This is a genomic window from Sapientia aquatica (assembly GCF_004358105.1).
Taxonomy (GTDB): domain Bacteria; phylum Pseudomonadota; class Gammaproteobacteria; order Burkholderiales; family Burkholderiaceae_D; genus Solimicrobium; species Solimicrobium aquaticum.
On record NZ_SMYL01000002.1, the window covers coordinates 607,184 to 627,805 of the forward strand.

A 20,622-nucleotide genomic window follows, 5' to 3' on the forward strand; every position below is an offset into this window, starting at 1 on the left:
CAATGGTTAAAACAGGAAATTGCGCGAAATTTAAGATTAATCAGCGGCGCTTTATTAACTGAATCTGAGCAATACCACTAATTAGGGATTAGCGAAAAACCGATATTTTACCGTACTGCGGCTCTGGGAAGTAGTCAGAAAAGCTTTACTTAACGTAATTCAGCAATTAAAACCGGCAACGCAAGGATGAATAGTTTGATGAATTGACTCGTCTTTTTGTGGGTTGATGCAATTTGCCGCATTAACGTGCAATTTTTAGTGAAAATGAGCGGAGTTGGCTGCATTAATTAATTTATTGAAAACCAAAGTTGAAATCAAATAACGGCCAAATTAACGATTAATTGCTAATCCTTGTAACTATCCCCACAAACGCACGACCGTAAACACCGCCATCCCAAACGCAATCGTTGCGAGCATATTGCGTTTAATTAGGAAGAAAAAAACCGAAGCCAAAATACCGGCGACCAATTGCGGATTGTGCCAACTCACCTGAATATGTCCGTGATTGGTTAAAAAATCGGGAATCAAAATCGCCGCCAACGCACACGCTGGTGCAAAGCGCAACGCTTCCGTGACACGTTTGGGTAAATTGACGTGATGCCCAACTAGCCAAAACGTGCTGCGCGCTAACACGGTACTTAAGGTCAGCAAGCCAATTACCAGCCATATATCGAGATCACTCATTGTTTTTCCTTGTTCTGTAACGTTACTGCCGAATTGCCGTTGAGACGTTCTTGCCATTCTTCCCAAGCCATCGAACTTATCATGCCGACCAAAACGGCTAATAACATTCCCAATTTATAAGGCCAAGTCAGTGTCGCCAAAGCGATTCCGCCCGCCACCAACACGCCAACCAAGATTGCGCGATTCATCACCATCGGCAGCAAAATACATAAAATTGCTAAGCTGCCGGCAAAGCCGACACCCCAATCTTCAGGAATTTGGCTGCCCAGAAAAATGCCGGAAATCGACCCAATTTGCCATGCAATCCAGTTCGGAATAAACAGGCCTTTCATAAAATCAAATTTGCCTGCTTGCGGTTCTTCGCTTGGATAGCGGGCCACAAAAAAGGCCATCGAAACATCGCCCGTCATATAGCCCCAAAAGGCTTTTTGTTTGAAATTTAGGTGAGAAAAATGTGGCGCCAGCATCACCGAAAAAATCACAAAGCGCAAATTCACCGCCAAAGCCGTGACAAATATTACCCACAGCGGCGCACCCAAAGCGATCAAGGGCAGGGCGGCTAATTGCGCCGAGCCAGCGAACACAAACAACGTCATGCCCAAGGCTTGCACAATCGTAAAGTGGGTTTTGATCATCGCAATGCCAACCACCAAGCCCCACGCGGCGATGCCAATTAAGGTCGGTGAGCAAGCTTTGACGCCTGCGCGGAAAGCACTTTGTTGAATTTGTTCGAGTTCTTGCGGTGCAAGATTGTCGGGGTTATCGGGCGAAAAAGTGGCGGGGTAGGATTGGGCGGAGCTTACGTCGGACATGGTTGGGGCACTTATTGGAGTGGCTGAATAATCCGATTAGTCAATTTTGAGGTCGGATAAGTTTTCAAGCGCGCGCGAATCTTGTTAAAACCAGCATTTTACCGACTAAATATTTTATTCACACCTTGAATCCGTTAAAATTCAGGGCGCGTAGCTATTTATTTCCGCTAAGCATCAAATTTAAAGGACACGAACTATGAAAACCAAAAGCGTCGTTGAGTTAGATTTATCCGATTTGCCTGCCCATTGCCCAAATCCGGCCATGCCTTTATGGTCATCGCACCCAAAAGTATTTTTAGATTTATCGCACAACGGTCATGCCACTTGCCCGTATTGCAGCACTGAATATCAATTGAAAGCTGGAGTCGTCTTAAAAGCTCATTGATTTAAGGTGCGCTGATTGAAGGTGCTCTGTAAAGGCGCACTAAGTTTTATTTAGTAGCTTATTTTTATGTCACACCTTTCAGGAAAACTATGCGTGCAACATTATTAAGTTCGGCAGATGAAACTGAAGCAGCGTTTTACGACGCGCTCAGCCGCGCTGATATTGAAGCATTGATGTCGCTGTGGGCCGAGGACGAAGAAATCGTGTGCATTCATCCCGGCGCGTCGCGCTTAGTCGGTCATGCCACAATTCGCGCTTCATTTGAGGCGATCTTTGAACGCGGATCGGTCAACATTCAACCGGTCCAACTGCACGTTAGCCGCAATATGATGACCGCGGTGCATAACATCATTGAAGAAGTTCAGCGCACGCCAGAGATGACGCAAGACATTCACATCCTTTGCACTAACGTTTATATCAAAACACCGTTGGGCTGGCGCATCACCTTGCATCATGCATCGGTTGCGCCGGGTCGCGCACCGAGCGAGCTGTTCCGCGCTAGTATGCTGCATTGATGTAGTCCCTTTGCACCGCCACGGTAGCAGCTTCTTTGAATAATTAGGTCTCCAACGATGCAAACTCAGTATGTTTCCCCAGCTTGGCTCACCAACGGCCACGCGCAAACGATAATTCCTGCCAAATTATTAAAAATCCCGGCGGTTTTGTATCGACGCGAACGCTGGACTTCGCCAGATAATGATTTCATCGATTTGGATTTCGTCGATGCCGATCTGAACCCGTCAGCGCCCTTGGTGGTGCTGTTTCATGGACTAGAAGGCAATTCCGATAGCCATTACGCGCGTGCCTTAATGGCTGAAGTAAAGCGCAAAGCTTGGGCTGGCGTGGTGGTGCACTTTCGCGGTTGTTCGGGCGAGTTAAACCAAGCGCCGCGCTTTTATCATTCGGGCGATTCAGCGGAAATTAATTGGGTCTTGCGGCGCTTGCATCAATTGGCCGCGGGACGAACAATGTTTGCTTGCGGTGTTTCGCTCGGTGGCAATGCGTTGTTACGTTGGTTGGGAGAGCAGCAACAACAAGCTAATTTTATTCAAGCAGCCTGTGCTGTTTCGGCGCCGTTGGATTTAGCCCAAGGCGGTGCGGTATTGGGGCGTGGATTTAATAAGATTTACACTTCGGTTTTTCTGCGCACCTTGAAGCCCAAATGCTTAAAAAAGCTCGAGCAATTCCCCGGTTTATTTGATCGCACAAAAATGCTGGCGGCAAAAAATCTCTATGAGTTTGATAACGTCGTCACCGCGCCTTTACACGGTTATCAAAGCACAGAAGACTACTGGGATCGCGCCAGCGCAAAACATATCTTGGGCGATATTACCTTGCCGACCTTGGTGTTGAATGCGCAAAACGATCCTTTCTTGCCCGGTCAATTTTTGCCGAGAAACGCTTCAAAAAAAGTCACCTTGGATTACCCCTTGCACGGCGGTCATGTTGGTTTTGCAGGTGCGGGCTTCCCGTCCAATAATGCCTGGCTTCCTAAGCGCGTGTTGCATTTCTTTGAGCAAAATAATTAGTCACTCTTATCGAGGTCGCCATGGATAAACAAGTCGAACTTGCCTTAGCTAAATGGCCGAATGTCCCGCATTGTTATGGCTGGCTTGGACTTGATGCGCGCGGCGTCTGGCGTATGCGCGATCAGCGGGCGCAAGAACTTGGCTTGTTGGGCGACAAAATTACCAATGTCGCTTTGTGCGGCTTTATCAATCGAAATTACCAATTCGATCAAGACGGCAATTATTATTTCCAAAACGGCCCGCAACGGGTGTACGTCGATTTGCAAAGTACGCCCTATATTGCTCACCTCGATCCGGCGCGCGGTTGGGTTCTGCACAATGATGCCGTGCTGCCGAGGTGCGATGCGGTTTGGATGCTGGAGGATGGTAATTTAGTGCTACACGGAGCAGATGTTCTCGCTCAAATCGATGATAGAGATATGACCGCGGCATTGACAGAGTTGCGCTTTAACGATCAACCTATTTCTGACGAGTTTTTATTAAATTGGTTAGAAAACCCGCAAGTTGGCTTAACGTTTTTATTTAATCAACGGCCAGTGCCAGTTCAATTAACCAACCTAGCTGAGTTGGCGCGGCAATATCGGTTTATCTCTAAGCCTATTCAACTATAGTTACTCGCCTTTTTTCTTGGCCACCTCCAACTCGTCTTTAAAACGTTCTTTTAAATCGCGCTCGCGGGCATCAATGATGGCGTGATCGTAAAAAGTACCATCCGGTGAACGCCGGGCAATGCTTAGTTGATCAATGGCGGGCGAAATCGCGCCACTAAGAGCCAATGATTCAGCCAACGCTAAATGTTGTAATGCTTCTTTGCCTGCTGCTGCGTAGGCTTTCGCTAATTGCGCCTGCAATAAAAAGTCTTTACGGTATAACAGCGTTTGATCGCGCAAATAGGTAATCGCCGCGTCCACTTGGTTGTTGGCGATCAGCGCGTCGCTGTATTGGCGCCCAATGCCACGCGAAGTGGGAAAGGCTTGTAAGGCTTTTTCAGCCGCCGCCAATGCGGCTTCATTTTGCTTGCTGGTGAGCAGAATATCTAATTGTAAACTGGTAAAAAATACGCTCGAAGGATGGTCGCCTGAGTCCTTTATCGCCAGGTCTAAATACTGTTGAGCTAATTGAAAATCGCGCTGTTTATAGGCGATAAAAGCTAATCCGTATTCGGCATTTACATCGACCGTCTTAGTTGCTTTGGCTTGCGCCATCTGATCGTTGAAGTAACTTTTCGCCTCAATCAAACCTTGGGTAGTTTCGTCTTGCAAAACCCGAATCCGAGCGCGGAATAATTGGTAATCGGGATTATCAATATGTTTGGAAAAGGTCTCCGACTGTATGCGTGATTGAATATCCGCGATGCGTTCCGATGTCAATGGATGCGTGCGCAAAAATGCGGGTACGTTGTCGGAATAGCCGCGAGCCGAATTTTGCATGCGCGAAAAAAATGCCACCATCCCAGTGGGATCAAAGTGACCGTCGCGCAAAATTTGCAACCCAACTCGATCGGCTTCGCGCTCTGCATTTTGGCTAAAATCCAGTTGGCGTTGAATCGCTAATCCTTCTCCCCCCATCGCCACCGCAATCGCCGCATCTGGGCTGGCGCGAATAAGTAATGCCGCCAAAATCATGCTGGCAATGGGAATGAGCGCGTCTTGTTTTTGGTTGCCGATCATGCGCGCAATATGGCGTTGCGAGACATGTCCAATCTCATGGGCTAACACTGAGGCTAATTCTGATTCGCTGTGCGCCGCTAGAATCAAGGCCGAATGCACCCCAATAAACCCGCCGGGGAGCGCGAAGGCGTTGAGCATCGTGTCGCGCACAGTGAAAAAATAGAAATCATAATTGGCGTCGCCACGCGCTTCTTGATGCGCTTCGAGTAATTTAGCGCCGAAGTCATTTAAAAACTCCGATGCTGGTTCGTCATCGATATAGTCTTTATCTTGACGTATGCCCAGCATAATTTCTTCGCCCAGTTTGCGCTCCATTACGGGCGACAAATCTTCCCGACCTGTGTCGCCTAGCATTGGCAAATTTTGCGCGTGTAATGTTGGTTCGATAAAACAACCGGCGAACAAGGCGGCGATTAAGGTTAAGCGCGGCAGGGTGGTTTTTAGTAGGGAATTTTTCATCAAGTTTTTGGTTGAGCTTTGCATCAAAGTAATCATGTGGTTTCTCATGACGTTGACTTCGCCAAAGTCCGATTTTTGTACCACAATGCCATGCTTTCATCTTCTAATGAATAGTCGCCGTAAGCCGCTTGCCAGATTAAGTTTTTGTGTCTTAAAGCATTGAGCGCGCCTTGTGCATCGGTGACGTTGACTTTTTCGCCGGATAATTTTGCATAGGCTTTTAAGGACGCTTCGCTAAAAGGAGAGAAATTGCCCTCTTGCTGCAAGATATGTTCAAGCACGGCGCGCTGAATCGGTGGAAGCTCAGCGAATTCGCTTTCCATTGCGCCCCAAATACGATCTCGGAACGCGACGGCACCGGTTTTTAATTGCTTAGCCAACGTGCCAGCGCCGCCATCTAATGCGATATCGGCAATGATGTTACGCAGCATTTCGGGACGATGGCCAGCTAATTTAAATGCTTCAAATACATCGTCTTTAGAGAATTGATTGTTGGCTGCTAATTTGGAATTAATGTGCTCGGTTAATTTGTCGGAAAACCGCTTGTCGAGCAAAGGGAATTTGGTAATGCGGCAGCCGAAAAATGGTTGGTCTTTTTTAACCACTAAGCGCGACAATTTATCTTGGTTGGAGCCAGTAAACACCAAGAACAATTTTTGCTCCGAATTGCCTTGATTAAGATTGTCACGCGCCGCTTTTAAGGCAAACATAGCGTCCATCCCAGCTTGGGTCGAAATCGCATGTTGGGCTTCGTCAATCACGATCACCACCGGCTGTTTTGAGGCGATAACGAGCGCCTCAAGGGCATCGGCTAAAGTAACGTTTTCGGGTAAATCAAGCGACGATAAATTCACGCTAAGCGCACCGAATACGTTAACTTTGACATCCACTTTTTCTAATCCGGTGGATTTGGCGAGTTTAGTGATAACGTTAGCGAACTTGGCGAGCGTGTTTTTGACTGCATTAGCAATTAAGATTGCCGGGTCAATAGCTTTATTGGTCCATAGATCGACGTACACTGTGGTCCAGTTTAATTTAGCTAGTTCGGGTAACAAGTCTTCACGCAAAAACGTACTTTTACCCGTGCGGCGCGGCGCGGCAAGAAATAAACCCGAGCGCGCATCCAAAATCCCGCTACCTGCGAGTGCTTCGCAATAGGAAGCAGCGAGTTCAGGGCGTTGAAATTTAAAGGGCTGTTTCGTCATACATTCCCGAGTTATGTTCGTTTATTTTTTTAATTATAAGTTATAAGATAAAAAATAAGTTGCTATAATTACCGAAATCCGCGCTAATCGCAAGCAACGTTCAACTAGACTAAGCAGTACACTATCGCACTAAGCCGCTCAGCGCCAATACCGAAGTGCTGCGGCGCATTATTTACGCTTTTACTAACTATGTCTAATTCAATCAACAATCCAGCCACTATTGCACCACCAGTCGAAAGCGCATCATTAACCCATTTTGACGCCAGCGGCCAAGCACACATGGTCGATGTGGGACATAAGTCGAGCACCCACCGCATCGCACGGGCGAGTGGAACGATTTCTATGCAGCCCGCCACCTTTGAGTTGATTGCAACCGGCACGGCCAAAAAAGGCGATGTATTAGGTGTCGCAAAAATCGCCGCCATCATGGCCGCCAAGCGCACCAGCGATTTGATCCCCTTATGTCACCCGCTAGCCATCACCCGTGTGACAGTCGATTTTGAGTTGGGCCATAACTGCGTGCATTGCATCGCGCAAGTCGAAACAGTAGGGCAAACCGGGGTGGAAATGGAAGCGCTGACTTCAGTTCAAGTCGGTTTGCTAACCATTTACGACATGTGCAAAGCGGTCGATCGAGGAATGGTGATGAGCGATATTAAAGTGTTGGAAAAACACGGCGGTAAATCGGGTAGCTGGGCTGTGGCTTAGGAAATAGTCGCTTAGTCCGATGTTTATTAACCAGACAGTTTTTGTATGAAGTGAGGCAATGATGGCAACCGAGATCGCGACAATTGGTGGGGGATGTTTTTGGTGTACAAAAATATCCTATTGATTATTTGTGTATATAAATCAATGACTTAGTTTGTTGTATTTTGATATTGGGTGAATTTTTGGGTGAATTTTTAGCTCACAAAGTCACTGTTCCAAGCCCAATTCACCCATCCCGCAGCGGCAAAAGTAGAGTGGTCTGTGAGCGAAGTTTTACACTCAGACCGTCACATTCCTTCTGCAATCCAAACTCATTAGATGGAAAGCAACGACTCTTTCAAAGCAAGATTAAATGCTGATTTTGGCTTTGAAAAATTGAGATATTTTGATGGACTATGTTCAGGACCATAGTGCTTGTCCAGCAAATCCATCATGGTGTCGTGGATTGCAAACATCAAGTCATCAACTTGATTTTCGTGGTCGGTTTTGTTTTCTTTTTTTACCGCTTTCAATCGGAGATAAGGATTATGGTATTGAATTTTGTGGAGTATGTTTTCAATAATGTTTCCAAGAAAAAAATCGTCACCAAATTCCCAATAAACTTCGTATGCATAGCCAATCAAGTGAATTAGCGATGTTTTTTGCTTACTTTCAAAAACAGAAGAAATGAATTGAGTTCTGAAATCAGGTTTTGTTAGATAATCGCTGATGGTTGAGATTGCAAGTTGTAGATAAATAATTTGCTCCCAGCATTCAGGCTCTTCTTCTATCAATTTTTTGTATTTTGAAGAGCTTGATGAACCCATCCTATTGATGATGTTCAGCAATTCATCATGCAATTTTTGCTTGCTCTGAAATTGAAATGCAAATTCCGAATTGAGATTGTAGGCAATGAAAATCTCAGTAAGATTTGGGTGTATCAAAGTCACTCTCGCTTTCAAGTGTTAGTTAATAATGGTTTTCTTGATGCTGCATCGTTAAATGCGGGGCAGTGAACGAACGATTTCCATCGTTTTCAGGCTGACCGTTATTACCCTTTGAAATAGCTTCAACGGGTAGCTGGCATCCTTCATCGTTTCGGTTGCCCACAAGTTAGCATCGTTGATGATGCCGCTATCCTTGTGCTCACTAACACCTTGTCGTTCCATTACCCACTCAAGAGCTGGTTTTCCGTTCACGACATAGTCATAGGCTTCTATCGGTATGCCGGACATGGTTATCTTGTGGTTATAAATCACACGAGTTTTGTCGTGCTTATCCCCATTTTTACCTTTAGCAAATTTCATCTGTTCAACTTTGAAATCTTGTGGGGTAAACCCACTCAAAAGCAGAGCACCGCCTTCAAATTGCACTGGATAAGGGTCTACTTCGTCAAATTCAGTGTGCAAGCTTGCTAAAGCTCTGCCTGCCTTTGCAAAAGCCCAAAATTCGGCTGCCGTCGCTACTCGTGGAATACGAGGTAGCTCCTTGGTTAAATTGTCCGCATAACGGTTCTTGTAATCTTCCGAATGCAGCAATCCATATACATAATAAAAAAGGTCTTCCTTGATAATTTTTTGGTCGGGGTAAGCATCTTGGAAGTGCTTCAACCCAGCATCGGAAATGCCATCCCGAACTTCAAACTTGCCTTGAGATTGGACTAATTGTTCATCAAATAAACCTGGCTTATCGGAGTTTGTTTCATGTGGTCCACTAAATGCATAGAGTTTTAGTGGGAAACATTGAGAATCGCCGTTACTGTGTAAATCAGGTATAGATGATGCCATTAGTGCGATTTGACCCTGCTTACTGAATTTTGCATTAATAGTTATCGCTAAATTCTTACATTCAGATTCGGGGAAAATCTGTGGTATTTGTAAAAGCATTTCAACAAATAGTGAGTCAAAATAAATCCATTGCTTTGAGAAAGGACGGTAAAGTGCCTGTCGTTGAAATTTTGACGAGTATTCGGAAGTTTTACCCCTTGAAATTGATTTTTTTAGACCTCGTGACCAGCTAATCTCAGACGGATTATTCTCAACAAAATCATCAACATTTGGATAATTTTGCTTAGTTAAACCGATGCAGGCTTCTTTATATCGTTCAATCTCTTTGTTGAAAAATTCAATTGTTTTTGAGAGGTTTACTTTCAATGATTTCTGTGAAAAATTGTAGCTCCAAGCATCACGGTTTGTAGCTACTCCCATAGAGTAATTTTCAAAAATGGTTGGATTTGTTTTATCCTTTTTATTGCCAAGACAAATATGTTCTTCAAAGCTGTTATCTCTTTGGTTTATCCAATCATTATGTTCGTCTGGGGTGATTGGAATCCACCCATTAGAATCCGAAATGCCATTAATACTTTTAAATGATTCAATCTTTTCTAGTTTATCTTTTTGGCTTAAATAGTCACCTATATCGTGAAATAGAATTTTGCCGTGTTCAACTGACTTTGGATTTTTAATGAGAATGGTTATAGCAATAGGAGCACGGCTTCCAGCACCAAATATTTTCCCGCCTTCTTTTCTAGAAAGCTCACCAGAGGTTCGTTGATTTCCCCGTAAATGGAACACATAGATACTGCTGAATTCATCCACCAAACATTTTCGGAGTCCATCCATATTGCTACCATCTACGAAGCTTGCATTGCTTACAAAGCCTATGACTCCGCTGCTTCCTATGCGGTCACTTGCCCAGCGAATTGCACGAACATAACTGTCATAAAGATTTCGCTGTAAAGTTGCCTTTGAATTTTTTGCATAAGTCTTTGCGATACTATCATCCAATGATTTGTATTCAATGTTTGCATTGTTATCATCGGCACTTGATTGACCAACTGAGTAAGGTGGATTGCCGAAAATAACACGGATGTCTAGTTTCTTTTGTTTTTTTCTACGGCTGCTATTGTCAGTCAGAACAGCATCAACCAAGTCCTCTTTCTCATAAAGAGCAAAGGTATCTGTTAGGCAAATTCCATTAAAGGGAACATATTCACCGCCGGTAATGTCGTGGTAAACCTGTTCAATATTGATTGCTGCAATGTAGTATGCAAGCAAGACAATTTCATTAGCATGAATTTCGTTCTGGTATTTATAAACTAGTTGCTCTTTACTGATGAGTCCGCTTTGCAGTAGGCGAGTAATGAATGTGCCGGTCCCGGTGAATGGGTCAATAATGTGCACATTTCTATCGCCCAGTGTTTGTCCAAACTCCGTTTGCAAGGCATCATTGATGCTGTGAATAATAAAATCAACCACTTCAACAGGGGTATAAACAATCCCGAGCTTTTCAACCAAACGAGGAAAGGCATTTCTGAAAAATTTATCGTATAGTTCAACGATAATTTTTTGCTTTGCTCGGACATCTTTAATACCCGAAGCTCGCATTTTTACACTCTCATAGAACTTAGAGAGGGTGTCAGATTCTTTATCAAGGTTATGTTCATCTAGCACATCTAAGACACCCTGCATGGCAATTGATACAGGGTTATTGCTGGTGAAGCTGTAGCCTTCAAATAAGGCATCAAACACCGGCTTTGTAATGATGTGCTGTGCCAGCATTTCAATAGCTTCAGACTTGGTAATACTGTCGTTTAGGTCATCTTGCAGCTCTGACAAAAATTCATCAAAAGCGGCAATTTCCTTGTTGTTATCTGGTGTGCTGAGAATTGCAGTAATGCGGCTAATGTGAGTTTGAGCAATGCGAGCAATATCACTTGCCCATTCATCCCAGTAAAGACGATTACCAACTTTCTGAACGACTTTGGCAACGATGGCTCGTTCAATTTCTCCGAATTCCATTGCAATTTTTAGCTGAGCATCATCCTGCTCGTTGGTACTTTTACCTTTTTTGGAAGAGCCATTGTTTTTCTTACCCAAGGTGTCAGTTTTTTTACCTGTTTTGTCACCGCCTTCGGATTTCTTGGCTTTCTTTGTTACTGAGTCAGTAATGGCAATGACTTCCATTTTTAAACGGTCTTGACCAGTCAAATCCAGTTTATTAATCATGGAATCAAAACGGTCATCATGTGACCGCAAAGCTTGCAAAACTTCCCAAACGACCTTGTAGGTTTTGTTATCGCTTAAGGCTTCTTCTGGTGTTACACCTGCGGGAATGACGACAGGCAAAATCACATAACCAAGCTTCTTTTTACCATCTGGAGTCTTCCGCATAACTCGCCCCACAGATTGGACAACATCCACCTGTGAATTCCTGGGAGTCAAAAATAGCACTGCATCCAAAGCAGGAACATCAACACCTTCTGAAAGACATCGCACATTAGATAATATGCGGCATGTATCATCTGGAGTCTCTGCTTTTAACCAGTCTAACCGTTTGTTTTTTTCACCTGCACCCATGCCACCATCCACATGGTCTGCTTCACAAATTAATTGGCTGATTGCTTCTGGGTGTTCAGGATTTTCTTTTAATAATTCTTCGCGGTAGGAATCCACCACTTTTTTGAACATGCCAGCAATGTGCTTTGAACTCACTTTGTGGGTTCTTGCTCCCTTATTCAATTCAATAACCTGAGCAAAAGCAACAGCTCTTCGCATTGGATTTGGGTCATAGCTTAGGTCGTCTTGCGAATCCATTTTGGATAGTGCTCGCCAGCACCCAACAATTTTTGCTGCATCATCCACTCGTAAGCTATTATCTTCATCGGCTAAAAGCTTTTGAAGGCTCTTGCTGATATGGTCTTCACTGACTGTCAGGACAATTACTTTGTAGTCACAAAGCACTTGAAGATTGTGAACAGCTTCAGAGAATGTAATCGTGTGCAGGTTTTCCCCAAAATATTCGGGCTTATCCATTGAGTAGAGTTCAATGCTTTCATTCTCTGCTTTTGCTCTTGCCTGAACACCATAAACCCGCGGTGTGGCAGTCATGTAGACCCGCTTATTTCCTTTAATAAAATCGGAATTATGGATTTTTACAAAGTTGGATTCCTCATCACCTTCAAAGGTTGCACCAGTAGTGCGGTGAGCTTCGTCACAAACAATCAAATCAAAATCGGGCAAGCCATACAATTTCTGAGCTTCAGAAATCGTTTCAATAGAATGGTAGGTAGAAAACACGACACTCATGTGTTGCTTGTCTTCCCGTTCTTTAAATGCCTTCGCTAACTGTTTGGCATTTGTTGTTGCTGGATATTGCAATTCGTGGGCAAGCAATTCAAAATCGTCTTCGCTTTTACCCCGCTTTTTCCCAATTTCACTATCGGAACATACGGCATAGCAATGCAATGGAAGGCTGGATTCTTGAGTCCATTCAGTCAGGGTTTGTGAAAGCAAATTCAACGATGGAACTAAAAATAATATGCGACCATTTTTGCCACCATCACCAGATATTTGCTCTGACAAACGGAGTGCAGTAAAGGTTTTGCCAGTGCCGCAAGCCATAATGAGCTTGCCACGGTCAGCATCAGCAAGCCCTTTAATCACATTTGTGATGGCAGTCGTTTGATAATGGCGAAGGTCTTTCTTCTTCTTGAAAACAGGAGCTGCTTCTGGTTTATGAAGTGTCTTTTCCCAATCCAGCTTGCTGTTTTCAAGGTCTGTCAACGAAATGGTGGTAACTGGGGGAGTTTGTTCAACCAGTGCATCCTTGAAGTTATCACTTATTTTGTCAGTTGAAAAAACGATGACACGATAGTTGAATGGTTTCTTGCCAGATGCAGTAAAGAACGAATCAACATCTTTCTTGTATAGGGTTCTGTCTTCATCCCAAAATTTTGCTTGGATTGCATGGTGTTCACCCAAGTGGGTTACCGCCACCAAATCAATTCCAGTGTCTTTGCCAGGGTCTTGATGACCTTGCTTCACCCATTCAGCTCTCCATTGCTCCCATAGCCATACCGTCTTGTAAAGGTCTTGATATCTCGGTTCGTTACGGAAGTAAATCTGCACCAAGTTTTCAAAGTAGGTGCCTTTTTCCCGTTCAGTCTTTGCAGTGGCTCGGAATGTGTTGAGAAGGGTGGTCAATGCTGTCATGGGCTCTTGTCGTTGTCGTTGTTGACTGGGCTCAAAGCTTGATTGTGCACCAGCAAAAAGCACCTAGGAGTTTGCTCGTAGGTGCTTGGTTTGTTCATTCAATGTTGCTTGGCTTAATTTAAGCCGACTACATATTTCGCAATGTATCTGCATTCGTCTGGGTCTTTGATTAAATCAACCCATGTCCATAAAGCTCGCCTGCGGTCACTGGCATCCATAGCCATTAACTCTTCAGCGGTGCCACTTGTGTTGCCCACTAAGTATTGCGACAACATGCGGACTACTTCTTCGTTAAACTCAATCTTTGGCAACTCTGCCAATTTTTCTTCATCAATAAGTTCTTGTAGTTGCTCAGGGTTGAAATTAATTAAGTGAACCCCGTGTTTCATAAGCCACTCAAAATCGTTTCCAAATTTATTCATATTATCTCCTTGTATTAATTTATTTGGTAGTTCTCCTATATTCGGTATTTCGTTATAGAGATGTCATTATATTTCAAAACTGCAATATTGTCAATATAATTATTGACAAAATTTGAAATTTGTGTTTTTGAGTGTTATTTCTGAGATGGCAGGATTAGATTTTTGGTCGTTTCCCTGCTTGCTGTGATTGAGCATTATCTTTTGCATTCAGTTTTTCCTTTTCAATTTGAAGGTTAATGGCTGACATCTGTGCTTCAATATTTGCAATCTCCTTTCTGAGCTTTTGGAGTAGCAGTCCTTGAGCACTCTTCGCAACAACAACGAGTTTTGAAAGTCTCATAGCTAACATGCCAAGCTGAATTTCAAAGCCAGCTATCGGACTGCCAATCTCTGGAGTATCGTTTGCGAAATTATTTTCATCCTGCTTGGCAGGTGTGGCTCCTGCACCAGTTATTTTTATTTGCTGTTTAGGCTGATGCATGCTCATAGCCAATTGTGTAAATGCATTGATATGAATTTTGGATTGTGCTGAAGGAAGGGGGATTTTTTCTTCAACTGAATTTGTTTTATTCCCAGTGTTGGAAATTTTCTTGGGTCTAAAGTAAATTTTGTTTTGCAGATATTTTTTTGAAAAATAATCTGCTCGGTTCTGAGTCATCTCATTAAGTTTATTTATTAATAGACTAGCCTGACCAACTGATAATGGTCTTGGATTTTTACTCAACCAATGTTGGCTAATTATTTCTTTGTAGTCAGCTCCTTTTGAAAATAGCGGACCTTTTAATCGTTTTGCCTTGGCTGTGCCTGGAAATTTAAACGATATGTAATTATCTCCAACTCTAGTCACTTCCCCATAGTTTTCATTTAGTTGAGAAACTAATTCATCACGATTTGAAATTTGACCACTGATAATTTTATTTTTAATTTCGTTGGAAAGAATATGCTTGGCTCTGCGAGCCTTTTTTCCATTTGGAGATTTTGTCTCAAATTCAGACATAACTATTTTTAATGGGTCTGGGTAGACTTGGGAATATCCAAGCTGGTAGTTCATGACTTGTGTAAAAAGTTTGTAGTGTTCCAAATTCACTTTTCCAGGCGGGTGAATATTCAATTGTTTATTGCTAAAAATCTCTGTTGCAGCAAATACGAAATGCAATTCTAGATTTCCCTTATCTCTGTGTTCAATCCACATGTCAGAATAGTTTTCTCCGCTGGCAAGACCTGGTAAAAATGTTGCTTTAAATGCGGCAATAATCTGCTTAATTTGTTTTTCATCAGGTTGCTCATTATCTCTAAATGCGATTGCACCTGATGTATATTTGTGCTTTCTCTCTATGCAATCTGTGACCAAACTAAATAAGGAAGGAGAGCCATGAACAAGTGCTGGTGCAACTTCTCGGATTTTTCCTGTATGGTCTTTGTCGCCCATCAAATATTTGATGGCTGCTTTTGCTGAACCCGTTCCTGAATTAAATACTCTAACTATCATCATGCACCTCTCTTCATATTAATTTTGAGCGGTAAGTTTGTTAGTTCGCTTTCAATCCTGCATAACTCTTCAAGCATTTCTATTGAAGGCTCAATATCGCAGTTTAATGCTCGTGCTATCTGATTGAGATTGTTCCCAATTCTGGCTAGTTCCAAAAGAACTGCCTTTTGCTCTTTTCGTTCTGTCTTGTATTCGCTTGCGGCGATGAATCCAGAATAAAGTAGCTGATTGCGAGCAAACTGAGCTAATGAATTCTCACCAGACTGTATGGCTTTTTCCATTAGATTTGAATGCTCGGTTTTTGATAGGCGAATTTCAAATCTGTATTTTCTTACTTCCTGATTAATTTCAATGCCTGATTGTCCAGGTCTTTTTTTTATGCCTTCCATGTTAATCCTCTTTAGTTATTATTATTTTTCTCCGCAATTCAAACTGCTGTTAGGGGACTGGGGAAAATCCCCAGAATATTCAAAAGCAAAGGTAGATTTCTACCGTGCTATTGATTGACCTTGCTGTATATGTTTTTTGAGCATTGCAGTCCTTACTTTTGTCTATATTTTTGGTTTGGTTTTCATGCTGCTATTGCCTGAATCAGAATTGGTCGTAAATTTTTTTCGTATGTCTCCAATCAAAGTTTCTGTTTTTTCTTTTGGTATGATTCTGACCCCGTGCTTATACCAATATCCACTATCATCATCTGGGTTATAAATTGCTGGAGCTCCATCGTTGTGCAACTGCCCCTCATAAAAATACAACTTTCCTTCACCTGGTAGAAATATTGCTGGTCCTCCTTCGCGGTGCAATTTCCCATTCTTCAAATATATTATTGTTCCGTCTGAAAATTCCAAGATTTCTTGCATGATGATTTCTCCTGTTTTAAATACATTATTGGAATAATTTTTAAAAGCAAGAGCGGAATGAAATTTTTTTGATTGCGAAGCAATCACACGGCGGAATGAATTTTATGAAGGATTTTGAATTAGGCGGCACTCATTTTTTGTTTCGCCAAATTTTATTCACTATTGTGAATTCCCTGCTTCGCAGCTTCAATTTGTATTGAAAAATGCCCTAACGGGTCTGGACTGCAAACTTTATGTCCTTCGGAATCCCAATGTTGACACCCCAAATACGGGGGTAAGTATCTGATAACACTATAAGCAACCTTAGTTGATTTTTTCATTTAAGTGCATAGGGATTTTATACAGCATGAATATAGAGCCCAAATTTTTTGTCCACCGCACCCCAGTTTCTTTTCACCGTATCTAGTGAATATTTTGAGTGAGTTGCGACTGCTTTTTGAGTAACCGCTTTTCCTTGCGATTTAAGAGCCAATGCAGCAGCTAAGATATGCTCAAGACTATTTTTCTTTCGTTGATGATGTGTATGACTTGCAGCGGCGATTTGCTTCTCTCGTATTGTCATTTCTTTTGGAAGCTGCATGACTCCACGAAATTTCATCTGGTCTATTGAATGTCTATGCTTCCAACAATATTTGGATACGGAATGAGCAATCCCCATTACTTCTTTTGCTGCCAAGCATGCTTTTGAATTGACTGCAAATTCTGCATTTAATTCAAAAGCCTGCTTCTCCATTTCTCCATAAAATATCTCAAAGTTGGTAAATGATTTCACCACTGGATAAGCGATAAATCTTAGCTTGTGGAATATGGTTGAGTTTCTTCCGTATCCGCTGCAATCAAGATGTGATGCTTTCTTTTTGACGGATGCAAGTTCTAAATGCCATTCTTGGAAGTCCTCCAATTCATATTGAACGGGATGGGTTATTACAAGATGATTTGAATAAAGTGGATTTCTCGTGAATTTGCCAATATAGTTCAAATCTGCTTCTAATGCATGTGTAAGTGCAAGGTCTACAGCTTCGTAGTATTTTTGTGGTGCTCTTCTGCCGTTGTGTGTATAGATAACTGGGGTCTTCAATTCATACAGATAATGGCAGGTCGCTTTTTCTGGATTGATGGTTATGATGGTTGGCGGTGGTAATCCCTTTTCTTCCCAAAGAAATGCCGCTCCAGGTCTATCTATATCAAGCACAATATATTTTTTATAGAGCTGATTCAATTCAATGTATTTGCATTGAAGTGCTCGGTCCTTTTTTCTGAACTTTGTTCCGTCTTGGAAGTCATTCGTGCAGCAGACCTTTTCTTGTAATGATTGAATAAAATTTTCCAGCATATATTTTCTCCTTGTGGCGGAGATTTAATTAACTGGTCATTTTTCCTTTCAGGCTATTTTGAAAAGGCATGAAACTTTGTTTTTATTCTCCGCTGTCATGAGATGATTTTTTTTAGCCATCTCATTGACTTGAATATAAATAGCAGAAAAAATTTGCATGTCAAGTTGGTGGGTTGGGGGTCTAAAATAAATTGGCTCATGACTCGGACATGCGAATCAATAATTCTAGTAAATCCTTTTCTTCATCTGTTGTTATGGTTTTCTGAATTTTCTTTGACTTCAGTTCGGCAATTTTTTCTTTCGTTTTTAAATCAAAATTGAAGTAATGCTTTCTCGTTATATCTGGTGATGCATGTCCAAAATTATTTAAAAAACCTCTTTGGTCTGTCGGTTCAACTGCCTGAGCATCAATATGTAATTCTTCCAATTTTTTAACACTTGAGAATCCCAAAAATTCAGCAACAAATATGGAATTTTCTGCTCCAATTTGGCTTAGTGTTCTTGATATTTTCATTCTTCGTAGGTCGTGAAAATGGATGTGCCCCAGTCCATTTTTTTCAAGCAGTGCCCTAAACACTCTATCAAAACCTGCGATTGTATATTTGAAGAATTTATCTTTCGTGTGGGGTGTTAGATTTTTAATGAATTCTTTCGCAGTTTCATCAAGATAAACCTTCCGTGGCTTCCCGCTTTTTGTAGTGGTCAATTGGATGTAATTTTCTTTGACCATCATTGGTTTTAGAGTAATACACTCACTTCTTCTAAGTGCTGTGAGAAGTGATAGCCTGCAAATATTTTGCATTTCCTTATTTTGATAATTGCTTAAAACTTCAAAAAGTTTTTTCTCATCATCTGGTGTTATTGAGAATTCTCGCTTCTGGATTGTGTTTCTCAATAGGTCTTTGTCGTAGGTGCTGACTGGGTTTTTTACCTCAGTCAAAGTTTCATTGAAATAGGTAATTTTATTGAATACATTAGACAGCATTGTCAGCTCTCGTTGCACCGAGATTGGTTTAACTGATTTCAGTCGTTCTTTGATGTAGTAATTGATGTCAATCGCTCTGATTTGTCTCACATCAAATGCTTCCATAAAGCGATAGGTTGGTTGGTTATCTTGAATTCCCATTTCCTCCTTTTCACTGAAGGTCATGAACCTGTCCACAATGCTGGTTTTTCTGATGGTTTTGTAAAAGCTCAGCTTGTTATTGCGATTTCTGATTTGTAACTCAGTTTCTGCTGGTTTTGTTAATATGTAGTCGTTTAGGTAGCAGTCAATGAAATAGCCAAGTGAAAAGTTGTTCTTTCCTGATTCCCGTTTTTCTTCGGCTCTTTTTAATCGCTGCTCTTCTGTGATGCTGTATAGCAGCTCCTTGCCTTTGGGTTGTTTGCTGAGAGCAAGGTAGGACACCGCTTCTTTAAGGTCGTCAAAGTATTGTGGTTGCTTGTCTTTGAAGTCCTTGCGAGTAATCCTTACCCTAAACTTGGTAGTGGTAGTCCCGTCCTTTTTTTTCCATGTAGTGGACTGGATGCCTCTGGGTAGTTTTGCTGCCATGCTAAGCTCACTTTTTTTGGGTGATTTGATGGGTGAATTCTACCCTGATTTGCCCAAATTAGGTGAATTATTATGTGGATGTTTCTAGTGGGGTTTATGTGAAAAACACTAATGAAAACAATGAGTTACAAACTTCAAAAAAATTTGAAACAGTAACTTTAGGTGGTGGGTGTTTCTGGTGTACTGAGGCCGTATATCAAGAATTAAAAGGCGTAACAGAAATTGTTTCTGGCTACGCTGGCGGAGCAGTACTTAATCCGACTTACGAGCAAGTTTGCTCGGGTCGCACAGGACACGCGGAAGTGGTGCAGCTTACTTTTGACACAGCGCAAACCAGTTACCGCAAAATATTGGAAGTATTTTTTACCATCCATGATCCGACCACGTTAAATCGCCAAGGTAACGATGTCGGAACGCAATATCGCTCCGTGATTTATTACCATTCGCCCGAACAGCAAGCGACGGCAAAGTTGGTGATGGCCGAAATGGCCAGCGTTTGGGATGCGCCATTGGTGACGGAATTGTCGCCGCTGCCTACTTTTTATCCAGCCGAAGCCTATCATCAAAACTACTACCGCCAACATCCAGACCAAGGCTACTGCGCTTTTGTGGTCGCGCCGAAAGTGGCTAAGTTTCGGAAGATATTTTTGACGGCTTAACTTGCGGCGCGGAGTTAGTTTTCAACGTGCTTTTCTTTGGGCGCGTTGATTTCTTTAAACTCGGTGCAGTAGCCATTGCTGCAGGTCGAGACAAACATTTTGTGATCGCGCTCGATGGTGCGGGTGGTCAGGTTTTGTGAACCGTCCTCAAAGGAGCAAATGCGGCTGCCGTCAGTCTTATTTTCCGTGCAAGGATTGTTGATGATATTCATCACTCCGCATGCGCTTAATAAGTTCGATGTTATGACGATGCAGGCGATTAAAAGCAGGCGTTTCATAGGAGGTTCCGGCTAGTTTGTTGGACGTGACTATGTCGTTTTAGGCGAAATTGTGCCGAACCTCAATCATTAAATTTCAAATGATTAACAATTTTTATTTCGCGGGTCTGAGCATCTCCGTGTGAGGAATGCCGTCTTCAAGATATTCGTCGGAGACTTCCTCAAAGCCAAACGAACGGTAAAAGTCTTTCAAATAGCTTTGTGCGCTAATTCTCACTGCTTGATTCGGGTAGGTCGCTTCCAGTTGGGTTAATCCTCGTTGAACGAGTTGGCGACCTATGCCGGTTCCTCGGTGTTTTGCTGTACTTAAAACACGCCCTAACGATGGTTCTGGGTACGTTGTAGCGGGGCCATGAATGCGCAGATAGGCGGCGACGTCGTTATCAGAATCCCAAGCGATGAGATGCAAACAGGCTAAATCTTTCCCGTCCACATCGTTATAAATGCACTGTTGTTCAGAGATGAAGACTTCACAACGAGCTTTGAGAATGGCGTATAGCTGGCCACTAGAGAGTTCATTTAAGGTGGCACATTGCCAAGTAATTGGAGAAGTCATTGATATTTTAGGTTTAAATATGTTTGTTTAATTGAACTTCGAGGGCGGA

At 42.6% G+C, this 20,622-nt stretch carries 20 protein-coding genes; 6 read left to right on the top strand and 14 right to left on the bottom strand.

The features are described from left to right. Nucleotides 1-357 precede the first annotated feature (357 nt). Nucleotides 358-684, bottom strand: coding sequence for an AzlD domain-containing protein (locus E2I14_RS06830; protein WP_133326733.1), 327 nt, complete (start codon nucleotides 682-684; stop codon nucleotides 358-360). After that, a complete protein-coding gene (locus E2I14_RS06835; RefSeq protein WP_133326735.1) occupies nucleotides 681-1,496 on the bottom strand; it encodes an AzlC family ABC transporter permease in 816 nt (271 codons plus the stop codon). The genes E2I14_RS06830 and E2I14_RS06835 overlap by 4 nt, the downstream gene beginning before the upstream one ends. Before the next feature lie 196 nt (nucleotides 1,497-1,692). On the opposite strand from E2I14_RS06835, the gene E2I14_RS06840 reads away from it, so the two are divergent. The 4 genes from E2I14_RS06840 (at nucleotide 1,693) to E2I14_RS06855 (ending at nucleotide 4,021) form a co-directional block, all read left to right on the top strand. Continuing rightward, nucleotides 1,693-1,881 carry a zinc-finger domain-containing protein gene (locus tag E2I14_RS06840; protein ID WP_133326737.1) on the top strand — a complete coding sequence of 63 codons (189 nt, stop codon included), beginning with the start codon at nucleotides 1,693-1,695 and terminating at the stop codon, nucleotides 1,879-1,881. Nucleotides 1,882-1,970: 89 nt separating this feature from the next. Then, on the top strand, nucleotides 1,971-2,396 hold the full coding sequence (locus E2I14_RS06845) for a YybH family protein (protein WP_133326739.1): 426 nt from the start codon (nucleotides 1,971-1,973) through the stop codon (nucleotides 2,394-2,396). Between the two features lie 57 nt (nucleotides 2,397-2,453). Then, on the top strand, nucleotides 2,454-3,410 hold the full coding sequence (locus tag E2I14_RS06850) for a YheT family hydrolase (RefSeq protein ID WP_133326740.1): 957 nt from the start codon (nucleotides 2,454-2,456) through the stop codon (nucleotides 3,408-3,410). Between the two features lie 20 nt (nucleotides 3,411-3,430). Beyond that, nucleotides 3,431-4,021 (top strand): DUF2946 family protein, encoded by a 591-nt coding sequence (locus E2I14_RS06855; protein WP_133326742.1) that lies wholly within the window; start codon nucleotides 3,431-3,433, stop codon nucleotides 4,019-4,021. Here E2I14_RS06855 and E2I14_RS06860 read toward each other — a convergent pair whose 3' ends face one another. Continuing rightward, on the bottom strand, nucleotides 4,022-5,575 hold the full coding sequence (locus E2I14_RS06860) for a M48 family metalloprotease (RefSeq protein ID WP_227544622.1): 1,554 nt from the start codon (nucleotides 5,573-5,575) through the stop codon (nucleotides 4,022-4,024). Between the two features lie 8 nt (nucleotides 5,576-5,583). Then, nucleotides 5,584-6,744 carry an AAA family ATPase gene (locus E2I14_RS06865; protein ID WP_133326744.1) on the bottom strand — a complete coding sequence of 387 codons (1,161 nt, stop codon included), beginning with the start codon at nucleotides 6,742-6,744 and terminating at the stop codon, nucleotides 5,584-5,586. A gap of 189 nt (nucleotides 6,745-6,933) precedes the next feature. Here E2I14_RS06865 and moaC point away from each other — a divergent pair, with 189 nt between their 5' ends. Next, nucleotides 6,934-7,452 carry a cyclic pyranopterin monophosphate synthase MoaC gene (gene moaC, locus E2I14_RS06870; protein WP_133326746.1) on the top strand — a complete coding sequence of 173 codons (519 nt, stop codon included), beginning with the start codon at nucleotides 6,934-6,936 and terminating at the stop codon, nucleotides 7,450-7,452. 314 nt (nucleotides 7,453-7,766) lie between these two features. On the opposite strand, the gene E2I14_RS06875 is transcribed toward moaC, so the two are convergent. The 8 genes from E2I14_RS06875 to E2I14_RS06910 form a co-directional block, all read right to left on the bottom strand. After that, nucleotides 7,767-8,381 carry a hypothetical protein gene (locus E2I14_RS06875; RefSeq protein WP_133326748.1) on the bottom strand — a complete coding sequence of 205 codons (615 nt, stop codon included), beginning with the start codon at nucleotides 8,379-8,381 and terminating at the stop codon, nucleotides 7,767-7,769. A 48-nt stretch (nucleotides 8,382-8,429) separates the two neighbouring features. Beyond that, complete coding sequence (locus E2I14_RS06880; RefSeq protein WP_133326750.1) at nucleotides 8,430-13,424, bottom strand: DEAD/DEAH box helicase; 4,995 nt, start codon at nucleotides 13,422-13,424, stop codon at nucleotides 8,430-8,432. 113 nt (nucleotides 13,425-13,537) lie between these two features. Then, on the bottom strand, nucleotides 13,538-13,846 hold the full coding sequence (locus E2I14_RS06885) for a hypothetical protein (RefSeq protein ID WP_133326752.1): 309 nt from the start codon (nucleotides 13,844-13,846) through the stop codon (nucleotides 13,538-13,540). Nucleotides 13,847-14,000: 154 nt separating this feature from the next. Beyond that, the gene (locus tag E2I14_RS06890) at nucleotides 14,001-15,338 is read right to left on the bottom strand and encodes a relaxase family protein (RefSeq protein WP_133326754.1); all 1,338 of its coding nucleotides are present in this window, start codon (nucleotides 15,336-15,338) and stop codon (nucleotides 14,001-14,003) included. Then, complete coding sequence (locus tag E2I14_RS06895) at nucleotides 15,335-15,724, bottom strand: plasmid mobilization protein (protein ID WP_133326756.1); 390 nt, start codon at nucleotides 15,722-15,724, stop codon at nucleotides 15,335-15,337. Before E2I14_RS06895 ends, E2I14_RS06890 begins: the two co-directional genes overlap by 4 nt. A gap of 162 nt (nucleotides 15,725-15,886) precedes the next feature. Continuing rightward, complete coding sequence (locus E2I14_RS06900) at nucleotides 15,887-16,195, bottom strand: hypothetical protein (protein ID WP_133326758.1); 309 nt, start codon at nucleotides 16,193-16,195, stop codon at nucleotides 15,887-15,889. A 337-nt stretch (nucleotides 16,196-16,532) separates the two neighbouring features. Then, on the bottom strand, nucleotides 16,533-17,528 hold the full coding sequence (locus E2I14_RS06905) for a replication initiation protein (protein ID WP_133326760.1): 996 nt from the start codon (nucleotides 17,526-17,528) through the stop codon (nucleotides 16,533-16,535). A gap of 196 nt (nucleotides 17,529-17,724) precedes the next feature. Next, nucleotides 17,725-19,080, bottom strand: a complete 1,356-nt coding sequence (locus tag E2I14_RS06910) for a site-specific integrase (protein ID WP_133326762.1) — start codon at nucleotides 19,078-19,080, stop codon at nucleotides 17,725-17,727. A gap of 98 nt (nucleotides 19,081-19,178) precedes the next feature. On the opposite strand from E2I14_RS06910, the gene msrA reads away from it, so the two are divergent. Then, nucleotides 19,179-19,739 (top strand): peptide-methionine (S)-S-oxide reductase MsrA, encoded by a 561-nt coding sequence (msrA, locus tag E2I14_RS06915; RefSeq protein ID WP_133326764.1) that lies wholly within the window; start codon nucleotides 19,179-19,181, stop codon nucleotides 19,737-19,739. A gap of 14 nt (nucleotides 19,740-19,753) precedes the next feature. Here msrA and E2I14_RS06920 read toward each other — a convergent pair whose 3' ends face one another. Both E2I14_RS06920 and E2I14_RS06925 read right to left on the bottom strand, forming a co-directional pair. Then, nucleotides 19,754-20,017, bottom strand: coding sequence for a hypothetical protein (locus E2I14_RS06920; RefSeq protein ID WP_133326766.1), 264 nt, complete (start codon nucleotides 20,015-20,017; stop codon nucleotides 19,754-19,756). 94 nt (nucleotides 20,018-20,111) lie between these two features. Next, nucleotides 20,112-20,573 (bottom strand): GNAT family N-acetyltransferase, encoded by a 462-nt coding sequence (locus E2I14_RS06925; protein ID WP_133326768.1) that lies wholly within the window; start codon nucleotides 20,571-20,573, stop codon nucleotides 20,112-20,114. Nucleotides 20,574-20,622: the final 49 nt, after the last annotated feature.

Excerpts from the sequence above, each read along its gene's own strand:
- E2I14_RS06885 (WP_133326752.1), bottom strand. The coding sequence starts at position 13,846 with ATGAATAAATTTGGAAACGATTTTGAGTGGCTTATGAAACACGGGGTT.
- E2I14_RS06900 (WP_133326758.1), bottom strand. The coding sequence starts at position 16,195 with ATGCAAGAAATCTTGGAATTTTCAGACGGAACAATAATATATTTGAAG.
- E2I14_RS06910 (WP_133326762.1), bottom strand. The coding sequence starts at position 19,080 with ATGGCAGCAAAACTACCCAGAGGCATCCAGTCCACTACATGGAAAAAA.
- E2I14_RS06855 (WP_133326742.1), top strand. The coding sequence starts at position 3,431 with ATGGATAAACAAGTCGAACTTGCCTTAGCTAAATGGCCGAATGTCCCG.
- E2I14_RS06860 (WP_227544622.1), bottom strand. The coding sequence starts at position 5,575 with ATGATTACTTTGATGCAAAGCTCAACCAAAAACTTGATGAAAAATTCC.
- E2I14_RS06925 (WP_133326768.1), bottom strand. The coding sequence starts at position 20,573 with ATGACTTCTCCAATTACTTGGCAATGTGCCACCTTAAATGAACTCTCT.
- E2I14_RS06840 (WP_133326737.1), top strand. The coding sequence starts at position 1,693 with ATGAAAACCAAAAGCGTCGTTGAGTTAGATTTATCCGATTTGCCTGCC.
- E2I14_RS06920 (WP_133326766.1), bottom strand. The coding sequence starts at position 20,017 with ATGAAACGCCTGCTTTTAATCGCCTGCATCGTCATAACATCGAACTTA.
- E2I14_RS06880 (WP_133326750.1), bottom strand. The coding sequence starts at position 13,424 with ATGACAGCATTGACCACCCTTCTCAACACATTCCGAGCCACTGCAAAG.
- E2I14_RS06850 (WP_133326740.1), top strand. The coding sequence starts at position 2,454 with ATGCAAACTCAGTATGTTTCCCCAGCTTGGCTCACCAACGGCCACGCG.
- E2I14_RS06865 (WP_133326744.1), bottom strand. The coding sequence starts at position 6,744 with ATGACGAAACAGCCCTTTAAATTTCAACGCCCTGAACTCGCTGCTTCC.
- E2I14_RS06835 (WP_133326735.1), bottom strand. The coding sequence starts at position 1,496 with ATGTCCGACGTAAGCTCCGCCCAATCCTACCCCGCCACTTTTTCGCCC.
- E2I14_RS06845 (WP_133326739.1), top strand. The coding sequence starts at position 1,971 with ATGCGTGCAACATTATTAAGTTCGGCAGATGAAACTGAAGCAGCGTTT.
- E2I14_RS06895 (WP_133326756.1), bottom strand. The coding sequence starts at position 15,724 with ATGGAAGGCATAAAAAAAAGACCTGGACAATCAGGCATTGAAATTAAT.
- E2I14_RS06905 (WP_133326760.1), bottom strand. The coding sequence starts at position 17,528 with ATGCTGGAAAATTTTATTCAATCATTACAAGAAAAGGTCTGCTGCACG.
- E2I14_RS06890 (WP_133326754.1), bottom strand. The coding sequence starts at position 15,338 with ATGATGATAGTTAGAGTATTTAATTCAGGAACGGGTTCAGCAAAAGCA.
- moaC (WP_133326746.1), top strand. The coding sequence starts at position 6,934 with ATGTCTAATTCAATCAACAATCCAGCCACTATTGCACCACCAGTCGAA.
- E2I14_RS06830 (WP_133326733.1), bottom strand. The coding sequence starts at position 684 with ATGAGTGATCTCGATATATGGCTGGTAATTGGCTTGCTGACCTTAAGT.